The sequence below is a fragment of the Agromyces sp. Marseille-Q5079 genome (assembly GCF_051016555.1).
In the GTDB taxonomy this organism is placed as follows: Bacteria; Actinomycetota; Actinomycetes; order Actinomycetales; family Microbacteriaceae; genus Agromyces.
The window spans coordinates 185,512-209,932 of sequence record NZ_JBPEJF010000004.1; the positions used below are offsets into that span (position 1 = coordinate 185,512).

Here is a 24,421-nt window from a genome sequence, read left to right on the forward strand (position 1 = left end):
GTCAGGCCGGGGCCGCGGGCGGGTCCTGGGTCGGGACCGCGTCGAGCCGGCGCGTCATCTGGATGCGGCGGCCGAGCGCCGGGAGCCCCAGCCGCTCCTCGACCGCGACGAGCCCGCGATGGAACTCCGACGCGGGCTCGGTCTCGACGAACCCGCACGTGGCGTAGAAGGGCGCGTTCCACGGGACGTCGGCGAACGTGCGGAGCGTGATGCGGTCGTACCCGCGGGCTGCGGCCTCGTCGACGGCCGCCTCGACGAGTCGGCGGCCGAAGCCCCGCCTCGTCGCATCCGGCAGCACCGAGACCTGCTCGAGGTGCGCGAAGCCGTCGACCTCGAGCACGTGCACGAAGCCGACCGCCCGTTCGGTGCCGCGCTCGACGGCCATGAGCGTGAAGCCGGGCAGCGACCCGCGCTCGCGCCCGGTCGGCGCAGGAGTCCAGTGCTCGGGCCGCAGCAGCGCCACGAGCAGCGCATCGGCCTCGTTCTCGATGGACTCGGTGAGGTCGAGGTCCCGCCGCGTCGCATGGCGGAGCACCATGCCGGCGTCGACCGGCATCAGCGGGCGCCCAGGGCGGTGAGCCGCGCCGAGGCCTCCTGCAGCACCTCGAGTCGCTTGCAGAACGCGAAGCGCACGAGGCTCCGGGTCGCCGCGCGCCGCTCGGGATGCACGAACGCCGAGATCGGCACGCCGACGACGCCGGCGAGGTCGGGCAGGCGGCGGCAGAGCTCGGCGCCGTCGTCGAAGCCGAGCGGCGCGGCATCCGCGACGATGAAGTACCCGGCAGTGGGGAGCGAGATCTCGAACCCCGCCGCCCCGAGCCCGGCGGCGAGCACGTCGCGCTTGGCCGCGAGGCCGGCCGCGGCATCCGAGAACACCGCGTCGGGCAGGTCGAGTCCCGCCGCGATCGCGGGCTGGAACGGCGCCCCGTTGACGTACGTGAGGTACTGCTTGACCGCGAGGATCGCCGTCACGAGGTGCGCCGGCGCGACGAGCCAGCCGATCTTCCACCCCGTCGTGCTGAAGGTCTTGCCGCCCGAGGAGATCGTGACGGTGCGCTCGCGGGCGCCCGGCAACGTGGCGATGGGCACGTGCCGGCCGTCGAACACGAGGTGCTCGTAGACCTCGTCGGTCACGATGACGGCGTCGTGGCGCTCGGCGAGGGCCACGATGTGCGCGAGCGTCGCCGTGTCGAACACGGCGCCGGTCGGGTTGTGCGGCGTGTTCACGATGATGAGGCGCGTGCGCGGCCCCACGGCCGCCGAGAGCTCGTCGAGGTCGGGCTGCCAGTCGGGAAAGGTGAGCGGCACCGTTCGGTGCACGCCGCCGGCCCGTGCGATGAGCGCCGCGTAGGCGTCGTAGTACGGCTCGAACGTCACCACCTCGTCGCCGTCGTCGACGAGCGCGAGGATCGTGGCGGCGAGCGCCTCGGTCGCGCCGGCGGTCACGAGCACCTCGGATGCCGCATCCGCCTCGATGCCGTACCACCGCGACTGGTGGCGGGCGATCGCCTCGCGGAGCACGGGCATGCCCGTGCCGGGCGGGTACTGGTTGACCCCGTCGGCGATGGCGGCGCGGGCCGCCTCGAGCACCTCGGCGGGGCCGTCCTCGTCGGGGAAGCCCTGCCCGAGGTTGATCGCCCCGGTCCGGATCGCGAGCGCGCTCATCTCGGCGAAGATCGTGGCGGCGATGGTGCCGTCGGCCGCGAGCAGGCCCGCGCCGGCGGCGGTGCGCTGCCACGGACGCAGGCGGCGTGCGGGGTCGAAGTCGGTCACGCTCACACCGTACGTCAGACGGCGGCCGCTACGCTGGCACACGGCGTTCCTGCGCGGTGTCGAGGCACTCGGAGCCTTCACCGCCAGGGGATAGCAAGAACACAGACTTCGCCGATGCGCTGCACAGGTTGCAGCGAGAAGCTGGCTTCGCCCTGGAAGGAGCACACCATGACCGACAGCACTCACGGACCCACGCAGCCCGAGGACGCGCAGGTCGCCCAGACCGCCGCGACCGATGCAGCTCCGGAGGCACCCACGACGGATGCCGCCACCACGAACGTCTCCACCCCCGCTTCGGACGCCGCGCCGGCGACGGAGGCCGCGACCCCCGCGGTCACGACTCCGGCAGCCGCGACGCGGTCCGCGGCCTCCGCGTCCGTCGACACCCGGCTGACCGACTTCCGCGCCGCCCTCCCGCGGCTCCCCGCCCCCCCCCCCCCCCTGCCCCGCCCCGCCCCCCCCACCCCCCCCCCCCCCCCCCCCGCCCCCCCCCCCCCCCCCCCCCCCCCCCGCCCCCCCCCCCCGGCGCGGGGGGGGGCGCCCCCCCCGCCCCGCGGGCGGCCCCCCCCGGGCGCCCCCCCGCCCCCCCCCCCCCCGCGGGGGCGCCCCCCCCACCCCCCCCGCCCGGGGCGCCCCGCGGGCCGCCGGCCAGGCCACGCCCCGCCGCAAGGTCGGCTTCGGCATCGCGGCGGCACTCGTCGCTGCAGCACTCATCGGCGGCGCCTCGGGCGCTGGCATCACGGCCCTCGTCAACTCCAACGACCAGGGCACCACGGCGAGCAACACGGCCGACGCGCAGAACGTCGTCGTCAACGACACCGACTCGGTGAACCAGATCACGGCGGTCGCCGCGAAGGCGAGCCCGAGCGTGGTCACCATCTCGGTCTCCGGCAGCAACGGCGCCGGCACCGGCTCGGGCATCATCCTGTCCGACGACGGCTACGTGCTGACCAACACCCACGTGGTCACGCTCGACGGCGAGATCGCCGACCCGAGCATCCAGGTCAAGACCGCCGACGGCCACCTCTACGCGGCGACCGTCGTGGGCACCGACCCGCTCTCCGACCTCGCGGTCATCAAGCTGACGGATGCGTCGGGCCTGACCCCGCTCGAGTTCGCCGACTCCGACGAGCTCAACGTCGGCGACACGGCGATCGCCATCGGCGCGCCGCTCGGCCTCTCCGGAACGGTGACCAACGGCATCGTGAGCGCGCTCAACCGCTCGATCGACGTCGCGTCCTCCGCGGCCCCGACCACGCCCGACGACTCGACCGAGGGTGACGACGGCAGCCAGGGCGACCAGGGCGACGGCTCGCAGAGCCCGTTCGACTTCTTCTTCGACCTGCCCGAGGGCGAGTGCGGCGAGGGCGGCGAGTCGCAGCAGCAGCCGACCGCGACGAGCCAGGTCTCGCTCCCGGTCATCCAGACGGATGCCGCGATCAACCCGGGCAACTCGGGCGGCGCGCTGCTCGACTCCGAGGGCAAGCTCATCGGCGTCAACGTCGCGATCCTCTCCACCGGCTCGTCGGCGGAGTCGGGCAACATCGGCGTCGGCTTCGCGGTCCCCTCGAACCTCGCCAAGCGCGTGGCTGAGGAGATCATCGACAACGGCGCGGCGACCCACGGCCTGCTGGGCGCGTCGGTCACCTCGGCTGAGACGGCCGAGGGCAGCGACAGCGTCGGCGCCCTCATCGCCGACACCCCCGTCGACGGCGGCGCCGCAGCCGGTGCCGGGCTCGAGCAGGGCGACGTGATCACCGAGTTCAACGGCGTGCCGATCACCGACCAGACCGACCTCACCGCGCAGGTGCGGGCGCTGCCCGGCGGCACGAAGACGACCCTCACGTACACGCGTGACGGCGAGTCGAAGACGGTCGACGTCACGCTCGGCACCTTCGAGGGCTGAGCCCGACCGAGCGCACCGAACGGCGGTGCCGGACCGACAGGTCCGGCACCGCCGTCCGCATTCCGGCGTCCCGCAGCGACCACGGGTTCGCAGGCGTCGGCTGCTAGGCTCGATCGACCCGATCACGAGTGAGGAACATGCCCGACCAGCACCGCGAGGCGACCACGTCGCCGCTCGTCGGCGTTTCGTACGTGATGCCCGTCCTCAACGATGCCTCCCACGTCCGCGAGGCGGTCGAGTCGATCCTCGCGCAGGACTACACCGGCCCGGTGGAGGTGCTCATCGCCCTCGGTCCGTCGATCGACGGCACGAACGAGCTCGTCGCCGACCTCGCCGCACGAGACAGCCGCGTGCACGTGCTCGAGAACGCGGTGGGCTCGACCCCCGCGGGGCTGAACCTCGGCATCCGCGCGGCCGTGTACCCGGTCGTCGTGCGGGTCGACTCGCACTCGATGCTGCCGGTCGACTACGCCCGCATCGCGGTCGAGGTGCTCGAGCGCACCGGAGCCGACAACGTCGGCGGCATCATGGACGCCCAGGGCGTCACCCCGTTCCAGAAGGCCGTCGCGCTGGCGTACACGACCAAGGTCGGCCTGGGCGGATCCTCGTTCCACGTCGGCGGCGAGGAGGGGCCGGCCGACACCGTGTACCTCGGCGTGTTCCGCCGCGAGGCGCTGCTCCGCGTCGGGCTCTTCGACGAGCGCATCAAGCGCGGGCAGGACTGGGAGCTGAACCGGCGCATCAGGGCCGACGGCGGCACGGTCTGGTTCACCCCGGCGCTCGCGGTCACCTATCGCCCTCGCGCCACGCTCGAGCGGCTCGCCAGGCAGATGTTCTCCACGGGTCTCTGGCGCGGCGAGCTCGCACGACGGTTCCCGGGGGCCAGCGGCATCCGGTACTTCGTGCCGCCGGTCATGGTCGTCGGCGTGTTCCTCGGACTCGTGCTCGGCGTCATCGGCCTCGTGCAGGCCGCGGTCGGCGCGACGCCGTGGCTCCTCCTCGGATTCGTGGTCCCCGCCGTCTACCTCCTGTTCGTGATCGCGGCCACGCTGCTGTACGCCCGCGGCCACGGTGCGCGCACGGCGCTCTGGTTTCTCGTAGTCTTGCCATGCATCCACGTCTTCTGGGGGGCGGGCTTCGTGCCCGGGTATCTCTCGCTGACGAGCAACATCGCAGAACACACGGGAAGGTGACACGGATGTCGCGCATCGACCCGCACGCGAGGCCGGCGAGCATCGCCGAGCTCCGCGCCGTCGCGCAGCCGCCCGAGGTGCGCGGCCGGCGCAACGCCGAGCACTGGACGGCGTCGCTGTACCTGCGGCGCTTCTCGCCGTACCTCACGTGGTGGCTGCTGAAGACGCCGATCTCGGCCAACGGCGTCACCGCCCTCATGATCCTCGTCGGCTGGTCGACGGCCGCCGCGCTGCTCATCCCGGGCGTCTGGGGCGCCCTGCTCGCCGTCGTGCTCGGCCAGCTGCAGATGCTGGTCGACTGCTGCGACGGCGAGGTCGCCAGATGGCGCCGCACCTCGTCGCCCGCGGGCGTGTTCCTCGACAAGGTCGGCCACTACACGACCGAGGCGCTCATCCCGCTGGCGCTCGGCATCCGGGCGGCCGCGTACCCGCTGGAGTTCCCGGCCGACTTCCTCTGGACCACGCTCGCGGCGCTGCTCGCGCTCGTGATCGTGCTCAACAAGGCGCTCAACGACATGGTGCACGTGGCGCGGGCCAACGCGGGCCTCTCCAAGCTCGCCGACACCCACGGCGAGAGCGCCCCGCGCGGGGGCCTCGTCGCCAAGCTGCGCAAGGCCGCCAGGTTCCTCCCGTTCCACCGCCTCTACCACTCGGTCGAACTCACGCTCATCGTGTTCGCGGCCGCACTCGTCGGGCTCGTGTTCGGGCAGCCGCTCGTCGACCGCATCGTGCTCGCCGCGCTGCTGCCGCTCGCGATCCTCGCCGTGATCGGGCACTTCGTGGCGATCATGGCGTCCCGTCGTGTCCGGTCCTGACGCCGCGCGTCCCGACCCGCGACCCGCGCCGACCGGGTCCGTCACGGCCGTCCCGCCGCGGGTCGGCGTCGTCGTGCTCACCATGGGCACGCGTCCCGACGACCTCGCCCGCGGCATCCGCAGTGTGCTCGACCAGCAGGGCGTCGTGGTCGACGTGGTGTGCGTCGGCAACGGCTGGGACCCGGCTACAGCAGACCCGCCCCTCCCGGCCGGCGTGAAGACCCTGCACCTGCCCGAGAACCTGGGCATCCCGGCCGGTCGCAACCGCGGCGTGCCCGAGGTCGCCGGCGACGTGCTCTTCTTCCTCGACGACGACGCGTTCCTGCCGAGCGGCACCTTCCTGAGCGACGGATGCCGCATGCTGGCCGATCGCCCCGAGATCGGCCTGATCCAGCCGCGCGTCGTCGACCCCACGGGGCTCGTCTCGCCGCGTCGGTGGATCCCGCGCATCCGCAAGGGCGACGCGGCGCATTCCAGCGCGGTGTTCTCCTGCTGGGAGGGGGCGGTGCTGCTCCCGCGGCGGGTCTTCGAGGCCGCGGGCGGCTGGGCCGACCCGTTCTTCTACGCCCACGAGGGCATCGAGCTGGCCTGGCGGGTGTGGAACACCGGGCACGTCGCCTGGTACGCGGGCGACCTCGAGGCGGGGCATCCGGTCATCGACCCGGCGCGGCACGCGTACTACTACCGCCTGAATGCGCGCAACCGCGTCTGGCTCGCGCGTCGCAACCTGCCGTACGTGCTCGTGCCGTTCTACGTCGCGTCCTGGACCGGCATCCAGGTGCTCCGCTGGGCGCGGCGCCCGGCGGCGCTGAAGGCGTGGTTCGGCGGATGGCGCGCCGGCTGGCGCGAACACCCGGGGGAGCGGCGGCCGATGAGTTGGCGCACGGTGTGGCGGATGACGCGCGCCGGCCGCCCGCCGATCGTCTGACGCGGTCGGCCACCGGCCGGTAACGATCGGCTCTCGGTCCCCGCGCCGCGGCCGCTCCGTGGCATCCGCCCAGCCCTGCGTCGCTACCCTTGGACGGTGGGATTGCGAAGAGATGCACGTCGAGCCGTCAAGCTGGCCAAGGAGATCATGTGGTCGCGGCGCGCACAGCGGGCGCTCGTCGCGAAGCTGGCCGACCAGGCGCCGCTCGAACCCCACCGGTTCCGGGTCGGCGTGTACTTCGCCGACGGCAAGGTCAACCTGTACCAGCTGCGCCAGTGGTACGCGCCGCTCGCGACGCTGGCAGAGCGGCATCCGGTGCTGGTCCTCAGCCGCGCCTCGGGTGCCGCGCTGAAGCTGCTCGACGAGTCGCCGCTGCCGGTCGCCTACGTGCGCCGGGTCGCCGACCTCGAGCGCGTGGTGCACGAGCAGGACCTGCACGTCATCTTCTACGTGAACCAGAACGCGAAGAACTTCCAGATGATGCGCTACGGCCGCCGCTGGCATGTGTTCATCAACCACGGCGAGTCCGACAAGATGTACATGACGACGAACCAGTTCAAGGCCTACGACTACGCCCTCATCGCCGGCGACGCCGCCCGCGCGCGGCTCGAGAAGGTGCTCTGGGACTACGACTTCGACAAGCGGGCCATCCCGATCGGGCGCCCGCAGGCCGACCACTACCTCGACGGCACGACGCTGCCGTACACGCCCGACGAGCGCGAGGTCGTGCTCTACGCGCCCACGTGGGAGGGCGACCGCGCCGCCGCGGCCTACGGCTCGATCGCCACGCACGGCGTCGGCCTCGTGCAGGGCCTGCTCGCGACGGGGCGGCACCGGGTCATCTACCGGCCGCACCCGCGTTCGGGCGTCGTCGACCACGAGTACGGTGCGGCGAACCAGGCGATCATCGCGGCCATCGCGGCGGCTAACGCGGCCGATCCGTCGGCGCAGCACGTCTTCGACGACGGCCCGAAGCTCGGCTGGCAGCTCGCGGCGGCGGATGTCGCGATCGTGGACATCTCGGCGATGGTCTACGACCGGCTCGCGGCGGGCAAGCCGCTGCTCATCACCCGCCCGGTGAACCCGGCGGCGCAGATCGACCTGGCCGGCTACCTGCAGGCCTGCGAGTGGCTCGAGGCGTCGGATGCCGCGGCGCTCGTCGCGCGCGTCGACCAGGTCGCCCACGACGAGGCCGCGCTCGAGCGGCTCGAGCGCTGGGTCACCCGGTACTTCGGCGACACGACGCCGGGCGCGACGACCGAGCGCTTCCACGCCACGGTCGACCACCTGATGGCCGAGTGGGAGCGGTTCGCGGCCCTCCACGCGGCAGACGGCGAGATCGACGAGCACGACGTCGAGGCCGACGTCGACGACGAGCTCGAGGTCGAGTAGGGCTCAGCGACCCTCGTCGCCGGTCTCCGGGGCCCCAGCGGCCTCGCCCTCGTCGGCCACGTCGCCCGCGCCATCCGCACCGTCGATGCCGACGACCGGCTCCTCGCCGGACGACGCGCCGCGGCTGCCGAGGCGGGACGCCACGGTGCGGAGCCCGCGACTCGTCGAGACGGCCACCGAGCCGACCGCCGCACCCGCGCGCGTGATCCGCGCCGTGGCCGCGGACACGAGCGTCGGGGTGTCGCCCGATTCCAGCTCGGCGGGCAGCAGGGCCGGAGGTCGGCCGAACGCGACCCGCGACTGCTGGAGGACCCTGCGACCGAGGAGGTGGTTGCCGGTGCCTCCGATGGCGGCGCCGATGCCGAACGGGAGCGCCTTGCCGATGATGCCGGCGCCGCCCTTGACGGCGAACTGCTTGATGAACACGGACCGGAGGCGATCGGCGACCGGACCCACGAGTGCGCGGGGGATGCCGTTCGTGATGAGCTCGCCCCAGTACACGTCGCGGGCGACGCCGGTGCCGCCCGCCTGCCCGGCGAACTGGCGCACGAGGTCCACGCCCTCCCGGCCGAGCATGAGCGTCATCACCAGGGCCCTGGCCCGCTCGGGGTTCTCGATCGCGATGCCGTGCACCTCGGCGACCGACTGGGCGAACAGCGCCGTCGCCTCGAGGAAGCCAGCGGTCTCGAGCCCCGAGAGGGCGAGCGTCACGCCCGTGCCGATGCCGGGGATCACCGCGGTCGCACCGACGGCGGCGCCGCCGGTGGTGACGGCGGCCAGGTAGCGTTGCTCGAGGATCCGCACGAGGCGCTCGGTCGAGGCATCCGGGACCCGCCGGCGGATGCTGCGGATATGGGCGACGACGACCGGCCGCTGGATGGACAGCACGGCGTCGATGCCGCGATCGAGGCCGGCTCCCCGGGCGGGAGCGTCAGGAGTGGGCTCACCCTCGATCGGCGGCTCGTTCGGCGCGGAGCCGCCCATCGAGGTGATCTTGTGCACGCGCTCGGGCATGCGGCGATGATACGTGACCGTGATGGGGCGAAGCCGTCCGCACCGCCCCCGTGGACAGGTCGGGGGATGCGTGCTAGGCCGTGCCGTGGTCGGCGTTGTAGCGGTCGAGCACCTCGTCGATGGGGCCGTCGAGCTGGAGGGCGCCCTTGTCGAGGTAGAGGCCGCGGCTGCAGAACCGGCGGAGGTCGCGCTCGTTGTGCGAGACGAAGAACATCGTGCGCCCGCCCGAGAGGAGCTCCTCGATGCGCGCGTAGCACTTCTCGCGGAAGGCCTTGTCGCCGACGGCGAGCACCTCGTCGACGAGCAGGATCGGCTCCTCGAGTTGGGAGATGACAGCGAAGGCGATGCGCACCTTCATTCCGCTCGAGAGGTGCTTGTAGGGCGTGTCGAGGAAGGCGCCGACGCCGGAGAAGTCGACGATCTCGTCGAACTTCGCGTCGATCTGCGAATTGGTCATGCCGTGCAGCCCGGCGGTCAGGTAGACGTTGTCGCGAACCGTGAGGTCGTCGACGAACCCGCCCGTGATCTCGATGAGCGGGGCGACCCCGCCCGTCACCTCGACCGTGCCCTCGTCGGCGATCATGACGCCCGCGACGAGCTTCAGCAGGGTCGACTTTCCCTGGCCGTTGCGGCCGACGACGCCGATGGCCTCGCCGGGGCGCACCGTGATGGACACGTCGCGGAGCGCCCAGAACTCGTCGGGACGCGTGCGGCGACGACGTCCGGAGAGCAGGTCCTTGAACGAACGGCGCCCGCGGCGGTTGCGCCGGAACCGGATGCCGAGTCCCTCGGTGCGGATCGCATAGGTTTCGGCCATCAGATCTCCTTCAGCACCTGGCGCACGCTGCCGCGGAAGACGAGCAGCCCGACCACGAGGAATGCGATCGACATGACCGCGCTCACGGCCACCTCGAACCAGATGAGCTGGTCTGGGAAGAAGCCGGCCCGGTACAGGCCGAAGATGCCGGTCAGCGGATTGAACGCCGCCCAGAACTGCAGCCCCTCGGGCAGGTCCGTCGTGCCGTAGATGATCGGCGACGCGTAGAAGAGGAAGCGGAGCACGAGCTTGGCCGCGCGTTCGAGGTCGCGGAAGAAGACGACGAGCGGCGCGACGATGAGTGCCACGCCCGCGGTCAGCACGGCCTGGATGAGGATGGCGAGCGGGAAGAGGACGAGCTGCCATGAGACCGTCGCCTGCGCGAGGAGCGCGAAGAGCGCCAGCACGGGGATCGCGAGGACGAACTCGATGCCCTTCGAGAGCACGATGCGATTCACCCAGATCGTGCGGGGGATCATCGTGGACCGCACGAGCTTCGCATCCTTCAGGAACGCGCGCGTGGAGTCGGAGACGGCGCCGTTGAACCACATCCACGGCAACAGGGCCGAGAGCAGGAACACGATGTAGGGCTCGGTGCCGACGGGCTTCTGGAAGACCTGGGTGAACACGAACCAGTAGATGCCCGCCATGACGAGCGGGTCGAGCACCGACCAGACGTACCCGAGCGCGGACGTCGAGTAGCGCACCTTCAGGTCGCGCGTGGTGAGCAGCCACAGCGCGTGCCGGTACCGCGACCACCGGGTGCGCTGCAGTGGATGGGTGTCGCCGTACGCGACCGAGGTGGTGCTCATCACGATCTCATCGTAGATGCCGCGCACCGGTAGATTTGTAGCGGCGTCGTCTGCGGCGTCATCTGAGAGGAGCGTCGTGCGGCGTACAACGACCCGGGTCCTGTTGAGTTGTGCGGCCATCGGCGTCGGCGGCGGTCTCGTCGCGGGCGCGTCCGGCTACCTCGCCGCGGCGTTCGCGGCGTTCGGCCCGCTGTTCTACGGCGTGACCGTCGGTGCGCACTTCCTGCCGAGCATCGTGGCGCTGGCGCTCCTGAAGCGTCCCGGCACGGCGGTGCTCGCGGGCGTGATCGCCGGTCTCGTCGGCGCCGTCTTCGCCCCGTGGTGGATCGGCCGCTTCGTCGGCACGGGCCTCCTCGTGGGCGTGCTCGTCGAGCTGCCGTTCCTCATCACCGCGTACCGCCGCTGGCAGCCGTGGATGTTCTACATCGCGGCCGTGTTCTCAGGGGCGGTGCTGGCCGTCGGCGTGTTCTTCGCCCTCGGGGCCGAGCACTACACGCCGCTGGCCTGGGCGATCGCCCTGCCGCTCTGGGTCCTCAGCCCCGTGCTGTTCACGTGGATCGGCCGACTGATCGCCGCGCGGCTCGCCCGTGCGGGTGTCGCGCAGGCCGGCGCCGACGCGCCCTGACCCGTCGCTCGCAGCGAATGCACAGGGCCGGCCGGTGATCGGTCGGGCCGGCGTCGACGAGCCCCGACATGCGAAGAGCGGATGCCTCGTGGCATCCGCTCTTCACTGCTGTGGGGTTGTGATCACACGAAGTGGTTCGCCCGCTCGAGGTCTTCGGCGAAGTCGATCTCGACCGCGTAGAGGTCGGAGATGTCCATGGGCTCGATGAGCAGGCCGTTGTTCTCGATCGCGAGCTCGAGGCCCCGCTCGAAGTAGTCCTGGTCGTCGACGCGGCGAAGGTGGGCGAGGAACGCCGCCTTGTCGCGCGAGGAGATGTAGTTGATGCCGACGGCCTCGCCGAGGCCGCCCTTGACCGTCTTCGACAGTTCCTTGACGTAGCCCTCGGCGCTGATCGTGTACTTGACCTCCTCGTCGGAGACCTTCGCGTGGTTGACCGTGACGAACGACTGGTCGCGCGCGATGTACGGCAGGGCGCGGTCGAGGATGCGCGGGTCGAACACGACGTCGCCGTTCATCCAGAGCACGCCGCCCGACTGCGACGCCTGCAGCGCGCGCATGAGCGACTTCGACGTGTTCGTCTGGTCGTACTCCTCGTTGTAGACGAAGGACGCCTGCGGGAACGCCTCGATGATGTGCTCGAGCTTGTAGCCGACCACGATCGTCACGCTGGCGTTGGCGCCGAACGCGTGCTCGACGTTGTCGAACTGCTGGCGCATGATGGTGCGGCCGTCGCTGAGTTCGGTGAGCGGCTTGGGGAGGGATCGTCCGAGCCGGCTCCCCATGCCGGCTGCCAGAATCACGATCTGGGTGGTCATTGCTGCTCCTTCGATGGTTCGGATGCCGCGAAACCTCGATTCGAGAATTTACGTGCGGTTCATCCGGAAGATCTGTTGAAGACACACCGTTATGCCGTTCATCAGCGTAGCGGGCGGGGGTTACGCAACGCTGAACGCGGCCGAGGTCGTAGTCGGATCGTGATCCGGCACACAGGAAATGCACAGGCGTGCGGGGCGCGCCATGACGTCGTCGGGAGCGCCGGAACCACGGAGGTTGGTAGGTTGTCTGGGTGACTTCCGTTTCGCGCTCCGAACACGACGACGAAACTCCCGGAGGCACGGGCACGGGGGTGTCTGCCGAGGGGGGCGCGTCCGACGCGCGCTCCGGCTCCGGCTCCGGCTCGGCGCCCGCGACCGGCGCACGAGCATCGGCATCGCCGGCCAAGCGCGCTCCCGCCCGTCGTCCGGCCGCGAAGGCGGCGACATCCAAGGCGGCCCCCAAGACCCCGGCGGATGCCGCCGAGAGCGAGCAGCCCGCATCCTCGGCCACCACCCCGGCGTCTTCCTCTGCGGCATCGAAGGCGAAGACCCCTGCGGCAGCGTCGAAGGCTCCTGCGGCCACGTCGAAGGCTCCCGCGGCGAAGCGGCCTGCTGCCAAGCGGCCCGCCGAGGCCGCGCCGAGCGACGCCGCCGCGGCCGCCGAGTCCGAGCCCGTGGCCTCCAAGCGCACCCCGGCGTCGCGACAGGCGTCGGCCGGCGCGGCGTCGGCGCGCAGCACCGCGGCGAAGTCCTCGCGCACCACGCGCACGACCGCCAAGGGCGACGCTCCGAGCGCTCGAAGCCGCGCCGCATCCGACGCCGCGAAGAAGCGGCAGACCCAGCGGGTCGCCGCGTCCCTCACCACGGACACCACGGCGGCCGAGCGCGCACCCCGGAAGACGACGGCTGCGCAGCCCGACGAGCCCCAGACCGACGCGGCAGCCGCGACGGCCGCAGCACGACCCGACGACGCGCCCGTGAGCGCTCCGGCCGAGCCGGTTGCCGTGCCCGAGCCGGTCGCCGAGGCCGTGCCGGTCGTCGAGCCGGAGCCGGTCGTCGAGGCCGTGCCGGTCGTCGAGCCGGAGCCGGTCGTCGAGCCCGAGCCGGTGGTGGAGACCGTGCCGGTCGTCGAGGCGGAGCCGGTCGTCGAATCCGCGCCCGTGGTCGCGCCCGAGCCCGAACCCGAACGGCCCGCGCGGACGGTGGCCGCCGCCGTGGTCGCGGCTTCCGTCCTCGACGCCCCGCCGTCGCCGACGGCCGAGCCGGAACCGGAGCCCGAGGCCGAGCCCGCCGCGCCGATCTCGCAGGATGTCGCGGTCGCCGTGATCCCCGCCGCGCCGAAGTCGACGCCGCGCAAGAAGCGCACGCTCCGGGTCGCCCGGGCAGCGCCCCCGTCCGATGCACCCCGCGTGCTCGCGATCGAGGGACTGGTCAAGCAGTTCGGCGGCAACACCGCCGTCGACAGCATCTCGCTCGAGGTGCGCGCCGGCTCGTTCTACGGCATCGTCGGACCCAACGGCGCGGGCAAGACCACGACGCTCTCGATGGTCACGGGGCTCCTGCGTCCCGATGCCGGCAGCGTGCACATCAACGGCATCGACGCCTGGGCCGACCCGCTCGCCGCCAAGCGCGCCACTGGCGTGCTGCCCGACCGCCTCCGGCTCTTCGACCGGCTCACGGGCGCCCAGCTGCTCTCGTACTCCGGCAGTCTCCGCGGCCTCGACAATCGAACGGTGCGCGAGCGCAGTGCCGACCTCATCGCGGCCTTCGGGCTCGACGACGCCGTCGACCGCCTCGTCGCCGACTACTCGGCGGGCATGACGAAGAAGATCGCCCTGGCGTGCGCGATGATCCACGCGCCTCGCCTGCTCGTGCTCGACGAGCCGTTCGAGTCGGTCGACCCGGTCTCCGCGGCGAACCTCACCGACATCCTCGAGCGCTTCGTCGCGGGCGGCGGCACGGTCGTGCTGTCCAGCCACGGCATGGACCTCATCGAGCGGGTGTGCGACTCGGCGGCGATCATCGTCGGAGGCCGGGTCCTGGCATCCGGAACCCTCGACGAGGTCCGCGCAGGGAAGACCCTCGAAGACCGATTCGTCGAGCTCGCCGGCGGGCGCAAGGCAGCGGAAGGCATGGAATGGTTGCACAGTTTCTCCGACTGAAACTGCGACTCCTCGGCAACATCTTCCAGCGCAGCCCATGGCAGGTCGTGGGCCTCTCGCTCGGACTGATCTATGGGTTCGGCATCGCGGCGCTGCTGTTCGTCGGGCTCGTCGGACTGCGCACGGTCGAGGACGTCGCGCTCATCCGTGACGGGATCATCGTCGCCGGCAGCCTGGTGGTCGTCGGATTCATCGTGCTGCCACTGCTCTTCGGCGTCGACGACACCATGGACCCGCGGCGGTTCGCCTTGTTCGGCGTGCCCGACCGCACGCTCGCCCTCGGGCTCGCGCTCGCCGCCGCGATCGGCATCCCGGCCACGGTGCTCGGCATCGTGCTGCTCGGCACGGTGGTGACCTGGTCCAGGGGCGTCGGCGAGACGTTCCTCGCGATCCTCGGTGCGGCGCTCGCCTTCGCCACGTGCCTGCTGGTCGCGCGGGTCGCGACCTCCATCGCCTCGCTCCTGCTGTCCAGCAGGAGGGCGAAGGAGGTCGGCGGCGTGCTCGGCGTCGTCGCCATCGTGCTGCTGCTGCCGGTGATCGTCGTGCTGGTGAGCCTCGACTGGGCCGCGAGCGGACTCCTGCTGCTCGAGGATGCCGCCGACATCCTCGGCTGGACGCCGCTCGGGGCCGCGTTCGCCGTGCCCGGCGATGCGGCCGCCGGCGCGTGGGGTGCCGCGATCCTGAAACTGCTCATCGCCGCGGCGACGCTCTGGGCGCTGTGGCTCGGGTGGCGCGCCCTCGTGGCGCGCATGCTCGTGACCCCCGGCCGCGAGGCATCCGCCAAGCACTACCGCGGCCTCGGATGGTTCGATCGCATGCCGCACACGCCCGCCGGCGTCATCGCCGCGCGCAGCTTCACCTACTGGGGTCGCGACGCGCGCTACTGGGTCTCGCTCGTGATGCTCCCGCTCGTCCCGCTGCTCGTGCTCGTACCACTGACGCTGGCGGGATTCCCGCTCGGCGTGACTGCGCTGATTCCCGTTCCCCTGATCTGCCTGCTGCTCGGCTGGACCCTGCACAACGACACCGCGTACGACAGCACCGCCATCTGGCTGCACGTGGTGTCGGGCGTCCGGGGCACGGCCGATCGGCTGGGCCGGCTCGTGCCGGTCCTGCTCGGCGGCATCCTCGTGATCGGCGCGGGTTCCGCCCTCACCCTCATCGCACTCGACGACGACACCGTGCTGCCCTCGCTCATCGGCGTGAGCACGGCACTGCTGCTCGGCGGACTCGGCATCGGATCCATCGGATCGGCCTGGCTGCCGTACCCGGCCGTGAAGCCAGGCGACTCGCCGTTCCAGCAGCCGCAGTCGACGGGCACGATCGCGGCGCTCGTGCAGACGATGACGATGCTCGGCTCGGCGCTCGTGGCGGCACCGGCGATCTGGTTCGCCTACCTCGGGCTCACGGATGACCCGCGCTGGCACGCCATCTCGTTCGTCGTGGGCACCGCGGCGGGCGTGATCGTCCTCGTCGTCGGCATCCTCGCCGGCGGCCGCATCTTCGATCGGCGCGGGCCCGAGATCCTCGGCGCCGCACTTCGAGCCTGAGCGCATCGGCCCGGCCCCGCTCCCGAGCACGTAGAATCGGGACCATGATCGTGCCCGTCACCGCCAGCATCGCCGACCCCGACACCCCAGGTGGCGGCACCTCGGTCCTCGACCGCGAGCTCGAGAAGCTCCTGCAGGACGAGGCCATCGAGCCCGGCGATCACGAACGCTTCTCGCACTATGTCAAGAAGGACAAGATCCTCGAGTCCGCGATGACCGGCAAGCCGGTCAAGGCGCTCTGCGGCAAGAAGTGGACCCCAGGTCGTGATCCCGAGAAGTTCCCGGTGTGCCCGACCTGCAAGGAGATCTACGAGCGCATGAAGCAGGGCTGAGCCGCGGCGCAACCCACGGATCGCGGGTTGTGCTGAGACATTCGTCCGGCCGGAGCCCCGCCGCGACTCAGCGGTAGGTCGTCGGGATGGCGGCCTCGCCGCGTCCGAGGCGGAACGCCTCGATCGGCAGCTCCTGCATCGCCTCGGCGCGATGCGCCCGCGCGGCCGCCGTGCCGGCGGCGCCCAGGTGCGCGGCATCCGCGACGCCCTCGGTCATGAACGGGACCATGAGCGGTCGCAGTTGCGAACCCTGCTCGAACTCCGCGTCGCCGCCCGGGCCGTCGCCGACGAACACGATCTCCTCGCGCGCCGTGCGCGTGGAGTCGAGCCGGCGCGCCGCGTTCTTGCGCCCGCCGACGCTGGCCTTCGAGAGCGATGACTTGGCGACGGCCACCCAGTCGCCGGCGTCGTCGCGTCGCGCCACGAGCTTGTAGACCATGCCGGCGGCGGGGGACCCGGAACCGGTGACCACCGAGGTGCCCACGCCGTAGGAGTCCACGGGGGCGCCCGACAGGCCGGCGATCGTGAACTCGTCGAGGTCGCTCGTCACGGTGATCTTCGTGCTCACCGCGCCGAGCTCGTCGAGCTGCTCGCGCACGGCGGCCACGACCGTCGGCAGGTCGCCGGAGTCGATGCGGACCGCGCCGAGTTCGGGGCCCGCGACCCGGACCGCCAGCTCGACGCCGGTGCGGATGTCGTAGGTGTCGACGAGCAACGTGGTCTTCGGCCCGAACGCCCGCACCTGGGCGCGGAAGGCGTCCTCCTCGGAATCGTGGAGCAGGGTGAACGCGTGTGCCGCCGTGCCCATCGTCGGGAGACCCCACGTGCGACCGGCCTCGAGATTCGAGGTCGCGTCGAAGCCGGCGATGTACGCGGCACGGGCCGCGGCGACCGCCGAGCCCTCGTTCGTGCGCCGTGAGCCCATCTCGGCGATCGGCCGTCCGAGCGCCACGGAGACCATGCGGGCGGCCGCGCTCGCCACCGACGAGTCGAAGTTGAGGGTCGAGAGCACGAGGGTCTCGAGCACGACCGCCTCGGCGAAGCTCGCCTGGATGCTCAGCAGAGGGGAGCCCGGGAAGTAGACCTCGCCCTCGCGGTAGCCCCAGATGTCGCCGCGGAAGCGGTAGTCGGCGAGCCAGTCGACGGTCTCGGAGCGCACGACCTGGTTCTCGCGCAGCCAGTCGAGCTCGGCATCCTCGAACCGGAACCGGTCGATGAGCTCGAGCAGGCGGCCCGTGCCCGCGACGACGCCGTAACGCCGTCCGTCGGGGAGGCGGCGCGCGAACGCCTCGAAGAGGCTCTCGCGATGCGCGGTGCCGTCCTGGAGGGCGGCATCCACCATCGTGAGCTCGTATCGATCGGTGAACAACGCAGCAGACCCGGTCACCTGGTCAGCCTACTTGCCCGGTGGCCGGTGCGACCGCGGCCTCGCCTAAGCTGGTCTGTTGTGACGGATGCACCGATCGGGATCTTCGACTCCGGCGTGGGCGGGCTCACGGTGGCGCGTGCCGTGAAGGACCAGCTGCCGAACGAGTCCATCCTCTACATCGGCGACCTCGAGCACTCGCCCTACGGGCCGAAGCGCATCGCCGACGTCCGCGGCTACGCGCTCGCGGTGCTCGACGACCTCGTCGCGCAGGGCGTGAAGATGCTCGTCATCGCGTGCAACACGGCGTCCGCGGCCATGCTGCGCGACGCCCGGGAACGCTATGACGTGCCCGTGGTCGAGGTGATCCAGCCGGCGGTGCGCCGTGCGGTGGCCACGACCCGCAACGGGCGCGTCGGCGTCATCGGCACGGCCGGCACGATCTCGTCGCGAGCGTACGACGACGCGTTCGCCGCGGCACCGCATCTCGACCTGCACACGGTCGCGTGCCCGCGATTCGTCGAGTTCGTCGAGGCCGGCGTCACGAGCGGCGACGAACTGCTCGCCGTCGCCGAGGAGTACCTCGCGCCGCTGCGGGCCGCCGACGTCGACACGCTCGTGCTCGGGTGCACGCACTACCCGTTCCTCAAGGGCGCCATCTCGTACGTCATGGGCGAGCGCGTCTCGCTCGTCTCGAGCGACGTCGAGACCGCGAACGACGTCTACCGGGTGCTCGTGGGCACCGGCATGGAGCGTCGCTCGGCCATGCCCCCCACCTACCGCTACGAGGCGACCGGCGGTTCCACGAGCGCGTTCCTCGACCTCGCGCACCGACTCATCGCCCCCGAGATCCCGAGCGTCGAGCTCGTCGAGACGGGCGCGGTCACCATTCCCGACCAGGTACGACTTCGACAGGAGAACGCATGACCGAGGCATCCGCCACCATCGTCCGCGCCGACGGCCGCGCACCCGACGACCTCCGCGAGGTGCGCATCGAGCGAGGGTGGAGCGAGCACGCCGAGGGCAGCGCGCTCATCTCGTTCGGTCGCACGAAGGTGCTCTGCACGGCGAGCTTCACCAACGGCGTTCCCCGGTGGATGCAGGGCAGCGGCAAGGGCTGGGTCACCGCCGAGTACGCCATGCTGCCGCGGGCCACGAACACGCGCAACGACCGCGAGGCCGTGAAGGGCCGCATCGGCGGCCGCACGCACGAGATCAGCCGGCTCATCGGCCGCAGCCTCCGCGCCGTGGTCGACATGAAGGCGCTCGGCGAGAACACGATCCAGATCGACTGCGACGTGCTGCAGGCCGACGGCGGCACCCGCACCGCCGCCATCACGGGCGCGTACGTGGCCCTCGCCGACGCGATCGAGTGGGCGCGCGGCAAGAAGTTCATCGCCCAGAAGGCCACGCCGCTCATCGACACCGTCGCGGCCGTGTCGGTCGGCATCATCGACGGCACGCCCATGCTCGACCTCGCCTACGTCGAGGACGTGCGCGCCGAGACCGACATGAACGTCGTCGCCACGGGCCGCGGCCTCTTCGTCGAGGTGCAGGGCACCGCCGAGGGCGCCCCGTTCGACCGCCGCGAGCTCGACGCCCTGCTCGACCTCGCGCTCGGCGGCACCGCGTCGCTCACCGACATCCAGAAGGCCGTGCTCGCCGAGGCGAAGGCGGGCGCGTGAGCCTCGAGTTCGTCCTGGCGACCCACAACCAGCACAAGGTCGCGGAGTTCCAGCGCATCATCGGCGAGCGGATGCCGCAGGCCGTCGTCGTCTCGTACGACGGCCCCGAGCCCGTCGAAGACGGCGTGAGCTTCGCCGCCAACGCGCTCATCAAGGCGCGCACCGCCGCGGCGCACACGGGTCGCATCGCGCTCGCCGACGACTCGGGCATCGTGGTCGACCTGCTGGGGGAGGCCCCCGGCATCCTCTCGGCGCGCTGGGCCGGGCACGCGGCGGGCGATGAGGCGAACCGGATGCTGCTGCTCGACCAGCTTTCCGACATCGCGCGTCCGAACCGCGGTGCGGAGTTCCGGTGCACCATCGCACTGGTCGTCCCCGAGTCGCTGATCGAGGGCGGGTCGGAGTTCGTCGCCGAGGGTCGGTGGCGCGGGTCGCTCGCCTACGAGCCGCGCGGGTCGCACGGGTTCGGCTACGACCCGATCTTCGAGCCCGAAGGGCTCGAGGTCACGGCCGCCGAGCTGCTGCCCGAGGAGAAGAACGCGCGGAGCCATCGCGCGCTCGCCTTCGTCGAGTTGCTGCCCGAGCTGGAGCGCATCGCGAGCCTGGTCGACGCAGCCGGGGCCTGATCGGCCTGAGAACGCGACTCATTCCCATCACGGGCGCGCCGCGCGTTCCGCGCCTACGCTGGAGGTGATGGGACACTCGCACGATCACGACCACGCGCACGGCGCGGCGAATCGCACCAGGCTCTGGATCGCGATCGCCATCATCGGCGTGTTCCTGCTCGTGCAGGTGGTCGGCGCGCTGCTCACCGGCTCGCTCGCGCTGCTCGCCGACGCGGGCCACATGTCGAGCGACCTCATCGGACTCGTGGTGGCGCTCATCGCGGCGGTCGTCGCGGCCCGACCGGCCACCGACCGGCAGACCTACGGCTATCGGCGCGCGGAGGTGCTCGGCGCGCTCGTGAACGGCGTGATCCTCACGGTCGTCGCCGTCACGGTCGCCGTCTCGGCGATCTCGCGACTCGTCGAGGGCGTGTCGGGGGAGGCGCACGAGGTGGCGGGCGGCGGAATGCTCATCGTGGGCATCGCCGGCCTGGTCGCCAACGTCGCGGCGATGCTCGTGCTGCGCGGGGGAGCGAAGGACTCGATCAACCTCCGCGGTGCATACCTCGAGGTGCTCGGCGACCTCATCGGCTCGGTGCTCGTGATCGTCGCCGCGCTCGTCATCGTCCTGACCGGATTCGACGCGGCCGACCCCATCGCCTCGATCGGTATCGCCGTGCTCATCGTGCCGCGGGCGATCTCGCTGCTCCGCGACGTGGTGCACGTGCTCTTCGAGTCGGCGCCCGCCGACACCGATGTCGCCGAGATCCGCGAGCACCTGCTCGGCACGCGCGGTGTGGTGGCCGTGCACGACGTGCACGTGTGGCAGATCACCTCGGGGCAGCCGGTGTTCTCGGCGCACGTCGAGGTCGAGCCCGAGGTGTTCGCCTCGGGCCGCACCGGGGCGCTGCTCGACGAGCTGGGCGGATGCCTCGCCGCGCACTTCGACGTCGAGCACTCGACGTTCCAGCTCGAACCCGCCGGCCGCGCGGAGCAGGAGCAGGGCTCGCACCGCTGAGCCGCGGCATCCGCCGTTCGGTGTCGCAGCGCGGCCGGGCGACGCGGGACGGAGCCGGTTGGCTCAGCGCGCGTGCGGGTCTTCGGGACCGCGTTCGAAGACCTCGGGGTCGAGCACGAGCGCCTCGGCCTCGTCTTCGTCCGTGATGACGTCTTCGCCTGCCGCCGCCGCCTTCTTCGCCTTCGAGCGCTCGCGGAGGTAGTGCCACAGCGTGACGATCGCCGTGCCGCCGACCGCGGCGAGCAGGATGAGGTCGATGTACTCCTTGACGAAGTTCGCGACGGGCGGGATGAAGCCGATCGCGTAGCCGAACATCGTGAGGCCGAAGCCCCAGAGGATCGCCCCGATGAGGTTGTACAGCGTGTACTTGCCCTTGCCCATGTGGCCGACGCCCGCGGCGACCGGCGTGAACGTGCGGACGATCGGCACGAAGCGGGCGAGGATGACGGCCAGTGCGCCGAACCGCTCGAAGAACGCGTTCGTGCGTTCGACGTTCTTGACGCTGAAGAGGCCGGACTCCTTGCGCTCGAAGATCGTGGGGCCGGCCTTGTGCCCGATGTAGTACCCGACCTCCCCGCCGAGGAAGGCCGCGAGCCCGATGAGGAGCGAGACCCACCACACGGAGATGCCGAAGACGCCGTTCGGCGCGCCGTCGAGCGGGTGCGAGAGGAGGCCCGAGATGACCAGCAGCGTGTCGCCGGGGAGCAGGAACCCGATGAGCAGGCCGGTCTCGGCGAAGATGATGCCGCAGACGACGAGCAGCGCCCATGGACCGGCGCCGCCGATGATGGTCTCGGGGTCGAGCCAGGGGATGAGTGCGGTGTTGATCACGGGATCGTGCTCCTGACGGCGGACACGGCGAAGGCCGGATCACAGGCGGCGTGGGTGTCGATGCAGTCTACCGAGCCGGTGGGCCCGCCGACTGGGTGGCAACCCTGAAATCATCCCCGGGTATGACGGCGGCGCCGCGGCATCCGCACCTGTGGACGGATGCGGCGGCGCCGCCGTGATGCAGGGCTCAGCCGGCGAGGGCCTCGAAGATCGCTCCGTTGAGGCGGAACGAGGCCTTCGCCTCGTCGATGAGCACGTCGACCTGCCCCGGTTCGAGCGCGAGGGCGTTCATCGCCTCGCGGTAGCGGCGCTTGTAGCGCACCGGGCCCTCGTCGCCGAGGTCGAAGTCGTAGAAGCTCAACTGGTCGGGCGTCGCGCCGTAGTGGCGGCCGACGAGCGCCGCGATGGCCTGGCCGCCCGACAGGTCGCCGAGGTAGCGCGTGTAGTGATGGGCCAGGTAGCGCACGTCGTCGTCGGAGATCGCGCGCAGGTGCGCCGCGTAGGCCGCGGTGGCGGGCAGCGCGGGGTGGGTCTCGCGCCAGTCGCCGGCGCCGAGAGCCGCGAGGTCGGATTCGATGGCCGCCAGGCGCGCAAGGCTCGGATCGAAGACCTCGGGGTCGCCGTCGCGGCTGCCGCGCGCCTCGAGCGCCTCGTATACCCACGCGAACTGGGCGAGGTAGCGGGTGTAGTCGTCGAGCGTGAGCTCGCCGCCCATCAGGCGCGTGATGAATCCGCGGGTCTCGGCGTTGCGGTGGTCCTCGGCGGTCGCGGCGCGCACGAGGGCGGCGACGTCGAGGGGCTCGGTGGCGGCCACGGCCTCGGCGGGGGGAGCGATGGTCATCGGGCGCGTCCTTCGGTCGATGCGAGATAAAGTAAGCCTAACCTTACTAGCTGCGGATGCCGTGTCGAATCCGGCATCGATGAGTCGGGATGCGAGTGCGGATGTCGGCGGCCGGCGATACCTTCGGCGCATGGAGTACGGCTTCATCTACACGGGCAGCGATCCAGAGATCGCGGTCCGACTGGCGAGCCTCGCCGAGACGCACGGCTGGCACGGCTTCTTCGTGTGGGAGGGCATCTGGGCGACCGACCCGTGGGCGACGCTCGCCGCGGCGGCCGTGACGACGTCGACCATCCGCCTCGGCACGATGCTCACGCCCGTGCCGCGGCGCAGGCCGTGGGAGCTCGCCGGGCAGACCATGACGGTCGACCGCCTCTCGCACGGCCGGGTCATCCTCTCCGCAGGTCTCGGCGTGCCCGAGTCGGTCGAGCCGAGGTTCTGGATCTTCGAGTCCGATCCGGGCCGGCGCGAGCGCGCCGAGCGGCTCGACGAATCGCTCGAGCTGCTCGAGCATCTCTGGCGGGGCGAGCCGTTCGAGTACGAGGGTGCGCACTACCGTGTCTCGAAGGCCGATCAGATGCTGCCTCCGCCTGCCGTGCAGCAGCCGCGCATCCCGACCTGGGTGGTCGGCGTGTGGCCGCGACCGAAGTCCATGCGCCGGGCGGCGCTCGCCGACGGGTGGATCCCCAACTTCGCCCCGCCCGGCACCGCGATCACGCCCGAGGCACCCGGCTACACTCCCGAGGTCGCCGCCGAGGCGATCAACTGGATCCGGCGCCAACGCGAGGCGGCGGGGCTCGCCGACCGCCCCTACGCGATCACGCAGGAAGGCACCACGAGCACCACCGATGCCGCAGCCGCCGCCGAGGTCGTCAGGCCGTGGGCCGAGGCCGGGGTGACGTGGTGGCTCGAGGCCGACTGGAGCGTGCCCGCCGAGCAGGTCGAGGCCAAGGCTCGGGCTCGCATCGAGGCCGGGCCGCCCTCGGTCTGAGGCGGGCGCCACCCGCCGTCAGTCGTGCACGAGCAGCCGCCGTCAGTCGCGCACGAGCACGGCGCCGCAGCGCCAGCACGGCGTTGCGCCGACGCCCTCGACGAGGGCGCCGCACTCGTCGCAGACCCGCGAGAGCCAGCAGACGGCGTCGCCGCCGTCGAAGCGGTCGCCATCGACGCCGGGGCGGTCGTCGCCGGCCACGTCGGCTCGGCCATCGCGGGGCGACGTCACATTCGGGTCTTGACTCGCCATGCCCGAATAGTCTCAGCGGGTGAACCCAGAACGCCATGTCGTCGTCGAACCGAGCGTGCTCTACGTGGGCACCCCCGCGTACCTGATCGCCACCGAGAACGCCGACGGCTCCCCGAACCTCGCACCGGCCTCGTCGTACTGGGCGCTCGGCCGCATGCTCGTGCTCGGCATCGAGGTCGACGGGCAGACCGCGGCGAACCTGCTCGAGCGACCCGACATCACGGTCAACTTCCCGTCGGGCGACCTGTGGCGCGCCCTCGTGCGCCTGTCCACGCTCACGGGCCGCGACCCCGTGCCCGACGACAAGCGGCGCCGATACCGATTCGAGCCCGACAAGTTCCGGGCGGCGGGGCTCACCCCGCATCCGTCCGATCTCGTCTCGGCGCCGCGCGTGCTCGAGTGCCGGCTGCAGTTCGAGGCGCGCGTGCGGCGGGCGACGCCCGGGCTCGACGGGAGCTACCTCATGGTCGAGGCCGAGGTGCTGCGCGTGCACGCCGACCCCGCGATCCTCGATCCGAGCGGCGAGCACATCGATCCGACGATCTGGAATCCGATCGTCTACGCCTTCCGCCACTTCTTCGAACGCGGCGCCCAGGTGGGCTGGCTCGCCTCGAGCCCGACGGCGCCGCATCCGCCGATCATCGAGTGACAGCGGATGCCGATGTGAGAGGACGCGCGCCGGCGTCGCCATACGGCAT

Annotated in this window: 25 protein-coding genes; 15 read left to right on the forward strand and 10 right to left on the reverse strand. The window is 71.7% G+C overall.

The window, feature by feature from the left end; translation table 11 throughout:
* Window position 1: 1 nt before the first annotated feature.
* On the reverse strand, window positions 2-556 hold the full coding sequence (locus ACR3IO_RS11475) for a GNAT family N-acetyltransferase (protein ID WP_434071341.1): 555 nt from the start codon (window positions 554-556) through the stop codon (window positions 2-4).
* Window positions 556-1,773 (reverse strand): aminotransferase class I/II-fold pyridoxal phosphate-dependent enzyme, encoded by a 1,218-nt coding sequence (locus ACR3IO_RS11480; protein WP_434071342.1) that lies wholly within the window; start codon window positions 1,771-1,773, stop codon window positions 556-558. The genes ACR3IO_RS11475 and ACR3IO_RS11480 overlap by 1 nt, the downstream gene beginning before the upstream one ends.
* An 826-nt stretch (window positions 1,774-2,599) precedes the next feature.
* Between ACR3IO_RS11480 and ACR3IO_RS11485 the strand changes: the two genes are divergently transcribed.
* From ACR3IO_RS11485 to ACR3IO_RS11505, 5 genes are all read left to right on the forward strand, one after another.
* Entirely contained in the window at window positions 2,600-3,679 is a 1,080-nt protein-coding gene (locus ACR3IO_RS11485) for a S1C family serine protease (RefSeq protein ID WP_434071343.1), read from the forward strand.
* A 137-nt stretch (window positions 3,680-3,816) separates the two neighbouring features.
* Window positions 3,817-4,872 carry a glycosyltransferase family 2 protein gene (locus ACR3IO_RS11490; protein ID WP_434071344.1) on the forward strand — a complete coding sequence of 352 codons (1,056 nt, stop codon included), beginning with the start codon at window positions 3,817-3,819 and terminating at the stop codon, window positions 4,870-4,872.
* 5 nt (window positions 4,873-4,877) lie between these two features.
* Window positions 4,878-5,687 (forward strand): CDP-alcohol phosphatidyltransferase family protein, encoded by an 810-nt coding sequence (locus ACR3IO_RS11495; RefSeq protein ID WP_434071345.1) that lies wholly within the window; start codon window positions 4,878-4,880, stop codon window positions 5,685-5,687.
* An 82-nt stretch (window positions 5,688-5,769) separates the two neighbouring features.
* The gene (locus ACR3IO_RS11500) at window positions 5,770-6,615 is read left to right on the forward strand and encodes a glycosyltransferase family 2 protein (protein ID WP_434071563.1); all 846 of its coding nucleotides are present in this window, start codon (window positions 5,770-5,772) and stop codon (window positions 6,613-6,615) included.
* Window positions 6,616-6,711: 96 nt separating this feature from the next.
* Complete coding sequence (locus ACR3IO_RS11505) at window positions 6,712-8,007, forward strand: CDP-glycerol glycerophosphotransferase family protein (protein ID WP_434071346.1); 1,296 nt, start codon at window positions 6,712-6,714, stop codon at window positions 8,005-8,007.
* Between the two features lie 3 nt (window positions 8,008-8,010).
* Here ACR3IO_RS11505 and ACR3IO_RS11510 read toward each other — a convergent pair whose 3' ends face one another.
* The 3 genes from ACR3IO_RS11510 to ACR3IO_RS11520 form a co-directional block, all read right to left on the reverse strand.
* The gene (locus ACR3IO_RS11510; protein WP_434071347.1) at window positions 8,011-9,021 is read right to left on the reverse strand and encodes a hypothetical protein; all 1,011 of its coding nucleotides are present in this window, start codon (window positions 9,019-9,021) and stop codon (window positions 8,011-8,013) included.
* Window positions 9,022-9,094: 73 nt separating this feature from the next.
* Window positions 9,095-9,838: an ABC transporter ATP-binding protein gene (locus ACR3IO_RS11515; RefSeq protein ID WP_434071348.1), complete on the reverse strand. Its 744-nt coding sequence runs from the start codon at window positions 9,836-9,838 to the stop codon at window positions 9,095-9,097.
* Window positions 9,838-10,650: an ABC transporter permease gene (locus ACR3IO_RS11520; RefSeq protein ID WP_434071564.1), complete on the reverse strand. Its 813-nt coding sequence runs from the start codon at window positions 10,648-10,650 to the stop codon at window positions 9,838-9,840. Before ACR3IO_RS11520 ends, ACR3IO_RS11515 begins: the two co-directional genes overlap by 1 nt.
* A 76-nt stretch (window positions 10,651-10,726) precedes the next feature.
* Here ACR3IO_RS11520 and ACR3IO_RS11525 point away from each other — a divergent pair, with 76 nt between their 5' ends.
* Entirely contained in the window at window positions 10,727-11,275 is a 549-nt protein-coding gene (locus ACR3IO_RS11525; RefSeq protein WP_434071349.1) for an ECF transporter S component, read from the forward strand.
* Window positions 11,276-11,397: 122 nt separating this feature from the next.
* Here the strand turns inward: ACR3IO_RS11525 and ACR3IO_RS11530 are convergent, their stop codons facing one another.
* Window positions 11,398-12,090, reverse strand: a complete 693-nt coding sequence (locus ACR3IO_RS11530; protein ID WP_434071350.1) for an NTP transferase domain-containing protein — start codon at window positions 12,088-12,090, stop codon at window positions 11,398-11,400.
* A gap of 251 nt (window positions 12,091-12,341) precedes the next feature.
* Here ACR3IO_RS11530 and ACR3IO_RS11535 point away from each other — a divergent pair, with 251 nt between their 5' ends.
* The 3 genes from ACR3IO_RS11535 to ACR3IO_RS11545 are packed head-to-tail and all read left to right on the forward strand — an operon-like array spanning window position 12,342 to window position 16,134.
* Window positions 12,342-14,252, forward strand: a complete 1,911-nt coding sequence (locus ACR3IO_RS11535) for an ABC transporter ATP-binding protein (RefSeq protein ID WP_434071351.1) — start codon at window positions 12,342-12,344, stop codon at window positions 14,250-14,252.
* The gene (locus tag ACR3IO_RS11540) at window positions 14,228-15,802 is read left to right on the forward strand and encodes a hypothetical protein (protein ID WP_434071352.1); all 1,575 of its coding nucleotides are present in this window, start codon (window positions 14,228-14,230) and stop codon (window positions 15,800-15,802) included. Before ACR3IO_RS11535 ends, ACR3IO_RS11540 begins: the two co-directional genes overlap by 25 nt.
* A gap of 44 nt (window positions 15,803-15,846) precedes the next feature.
* Window positions 15,847-16,134 (forward strand): DUF3039 domain-containing protein, encoded by a 288-nt coding sequence (locus tag ACR3IO_RS11545; protein WP_434071353.1) that lies wholly within the window; start codon window positions 15,847-15,849, stop codon window positions 16,132-16,134.
* Between the two features lie 67 nt (window positions 16,135-16,201).
* Here ACR3IO_RS11545 and ACR3IO_RS11550 read toward each other — a convergent pair whose 3' ends face one another.
* Window positions 16,202-17,521 (reverse strand): nicotinate phosphoribosyltransferase, encoded by a 1,320-nt coding sequence (locus tag ACR3IO_RS11550; RefSeq protein ID WP_434071354.1) that lies wholly within the window; start codon window positions 17,519-17,521, stop codon window positions 16,202-16,204.
* 60 nt (window positions 17,522-17,581) lie between these two features.
* On the opposite strand from ACR3IO_RS11550, the gene murI reads away from it, so the two are divergent.
* From murI to ACR3IO_RS11570, 4 genes are all read left to right on the forward strand, one after another.
* Entirely contained in the window at window positions 17,582-18,427 is an 846-nt protein-coding gene (murI, locus tag ACR3IO_RS11555) for a glutamate racemase (RefSeq protein ID WP_434071355.1), read from the forward strand.
* Window positions 18,424-19,185: a ribonuclease PH gene (gene rph / locus ACR3IO_RS11560; protein WP_434071356.1), complete on the forward strand. Its 762-nt coding sequence runs from the start codon at window positions 18,424-18,426 to the stop codon at window positions 19,183-19,185. The genes murI and rph overlap by 4 nt, the downstream gene beginning before the upstream one ends.
* A complete protein-coding gene (gene rdgB / locus ACR3IO_RS11565) occupies window positions 19,182-19,811 on the forward strand; it encodes an RdgB/HAM1 family non-canonical purine NTP pyrophosphatase (protein WP_434071357.1) in 630 nt (209 codons plus the stop codon). Before rph ends, rdgB begins: the two co-directional genes overlap by 4 nt.
* Before the next feature lie 67 nt (window positions 19,812-19,878).
* Window positions 19,879-20,808: a cation diffusion facilitator family transporter gene (locus ACR3IO_RS11570; protein ID WP_434071358.1), complete on the forward strand. Its 930-nt coding sequence runs from the start codon at window positions 19,879-19,881 to the stop codon at window positions 20,806-20,808.
* Window positions 20,809-20,871: 63 nt separating this feature from the next.
* Here the strand turns inward: ACR3IO_RS11570 and ACR3IO_RS11575 are convergent, their stop codons facing one another.
* Together ACR3IO_RS11575 and ACR3IO_RS11580 are read right to left on the reverse strand one after the other, a co-directional pair.
* Window positions 20,872-21,636, reverse strand: coding sequence for a DedA family protein (locus ACR3IO_RS11575; RefSeq protein WP_434071565.1), 765 nt, complete (start codon window positions 21,634-21,636; stop codon window positions 20,872-20,874).
* 190 nt (window positions 21,637-21,826) lie between these two features.
* A complete protein-coding gene (locus ACR3IO_RS11580; protein WP_434071359.1) occupies window positions 21,827-22,480 on the reverse strand; it encodes a heme oxygenase (biliverdin-producing) in 654 nt (217 codons plus the stop codon).
* A 130-nt stretch (window positions 22,481-22,610) separates the two neighbouring features.
* Here ACR3IO_RS11580 and ACR3IO_RS11585 point away from each other — a divergent pair, with 130 nt between their 5' ends.
* Complete coding sequence (locus tag ACR3IO_RS11585; protein ID WP_434071360.1) at window positions 22,611-23,471, forward strand: LLM class flavin-dependent oxidoreductase; 861 nt, start codon at window positions 22,611-22,613, stop codon at window positions 23,469-23,471.
* A 42-nt stretch (window positions 23,472-23,513) separates the two neighbouring features.
* On the opposite strand, the gene ACR3IO_RS11590 is transcribed toward ACR3IO_RS11585, so the two are convergent.
* Window positions 23,514-23,723 (reverse strand): hypothetical protein, encoded by a 210-nt coding sequence (locus tag ACR3IO_RS11590; protein WP_434071361.1) that lies wholly within the window; start codon window positions 23,721-23,723, stop codon window positions 23,514-23,516.
* 19 nt (window positions 23,724-23,742) lie between these two features.
* Between ACR3IO_RS11590 and ACR3IO_RS11595 the strand changes: the two genes are divergently transcribed.
* Window positions 23,743-24,372, forward strand: coding sequence for a flavin reductase family protein (locus tag ACR3IO_RS11595; protein ID WP_434071362.1), 630 nt, complete (start codon window positions 23,743-23,745; stop codon window positions 24,370-24,372).
* The last annotated feature ends 49 nt before the right edge of the window (window positions 24,373-24,421 follow it).

What these genes read in the sequence shown, in the direction of transcription:
- ACR3IO_RS11475 (WP_434071341.1), bottom strand. Translation starts at nt 556, where the DNA reads ATGCCGGTCGACGCCGGCATGGTGCTCCGCCATGCGACGCGGCGGGAC.
- ACR3IO_RS11490 (WP_434071344.1), top strand. Translation starts at nt 3,817, where the DNA reads ATGCCCGACCAGCACCGCGAGGCGACCACGTCGCCGCTCGTCGGCGTT.
- ACR3IO_RS11495 (WP_434071345.1), top strand. Translation starts at nt 4,878, where the DNA reads ATGTCGCGCATCGACCCGCACGCGAGGCCGGCGAGCATCGCCGAGCTC.
- ACR3IO_RS11500 (WP_434071563.1), top strand. Translation starts at nt 5,770, where the DNA reads ATGGGCACGCGTCCCGACGACCTCGCCCGCGGCATCCGCAGTGTGCTC.
- ACR3IO_RS11510 (WP_434071347.1), bottom strand. Translation starts at nt 9,021, where the DNA reads ATGCCCGAGCGCGTGCACAAGATCACCTCGATGGGCGGCTCCGCGCCG.
- ACR3IO_RS11515 (WP_434071348.1), bottom strand. Translation starts at nt 9,838, where the DNA reads ATGGCCGAAACCTATGCGATCCGCACCGAGGGACTCGGCATCCGGTTC.
- ACR3IO_RS11520 (WP_434071564.1), bottom strand. Translation starts at nt 10,650, where the DNA reads ATGAGCACCACCTCGGTCGCGTACGGCGACACCCATCCACTGCAGCGC.
- ACR3IO_RS11530 (WP_434071350.1), bottom strand. Translation starts at nt 12,090, where the DNA reads ATGACCACCCAGATCGTGATTCTGGCAGCCGGCATGGGGAGCCGGCTC.
- ACR3IO_RS11540 (WP_434071352.1), top strand. Translation starts at nt 14,228, where the DNA reads ATGGTTGCACAGTTTCTCCGACTGAAACTGCGACTCCTCGGCAACATC.
- ACR3IO_RS11545 (WP_434071353.1), top strand. Translation starts at nt 15,847, where the DNA reads ATGATCGTGCCCGTCACCGCCAGCATCGCCGACCCCGACACCCCAGGT.
- rph (WP_434071356.1), top strand. Translation starts at nt 18,424, where the DNA reads ATGACCGAGGCATCCGCCACCATCGTCCGCGCCGACGGCCGCGCACCC.
- ACR3IO_RS11570 (WP_434071358.1), top strand. Translation starts at nt 19,879, where the DNA reads ATGGGACACTCGCACGATCACGACCACGCGCACGGCGCGGCGAATCGC.
- ACR3IO_RS11580 (WP_434071359.1), bottom strand. Translation starts at nt 22,480, where the DNA reads ATGACCATCGCTCCCCCCGCCGAGGCCGTGGCCGCCACCGAGCCCCTC.
- ACR3IO_RS11585 (WP_434071360.1), top strand. Translation starts at nt 22,611, where the DNA reads ATGGAGTACGGCTTCATCTACACGGGCAGCGATCCAGAGATCGCGGTC.
- ACR3IO_RS11590 (WP_434071361.1), bottom strand. Translation starts at nt 23,723, where the DNA reads ATGGCGAGTCAAGACCCGAATGTGACGTCGCCCCGCGATGGCCGAGCC.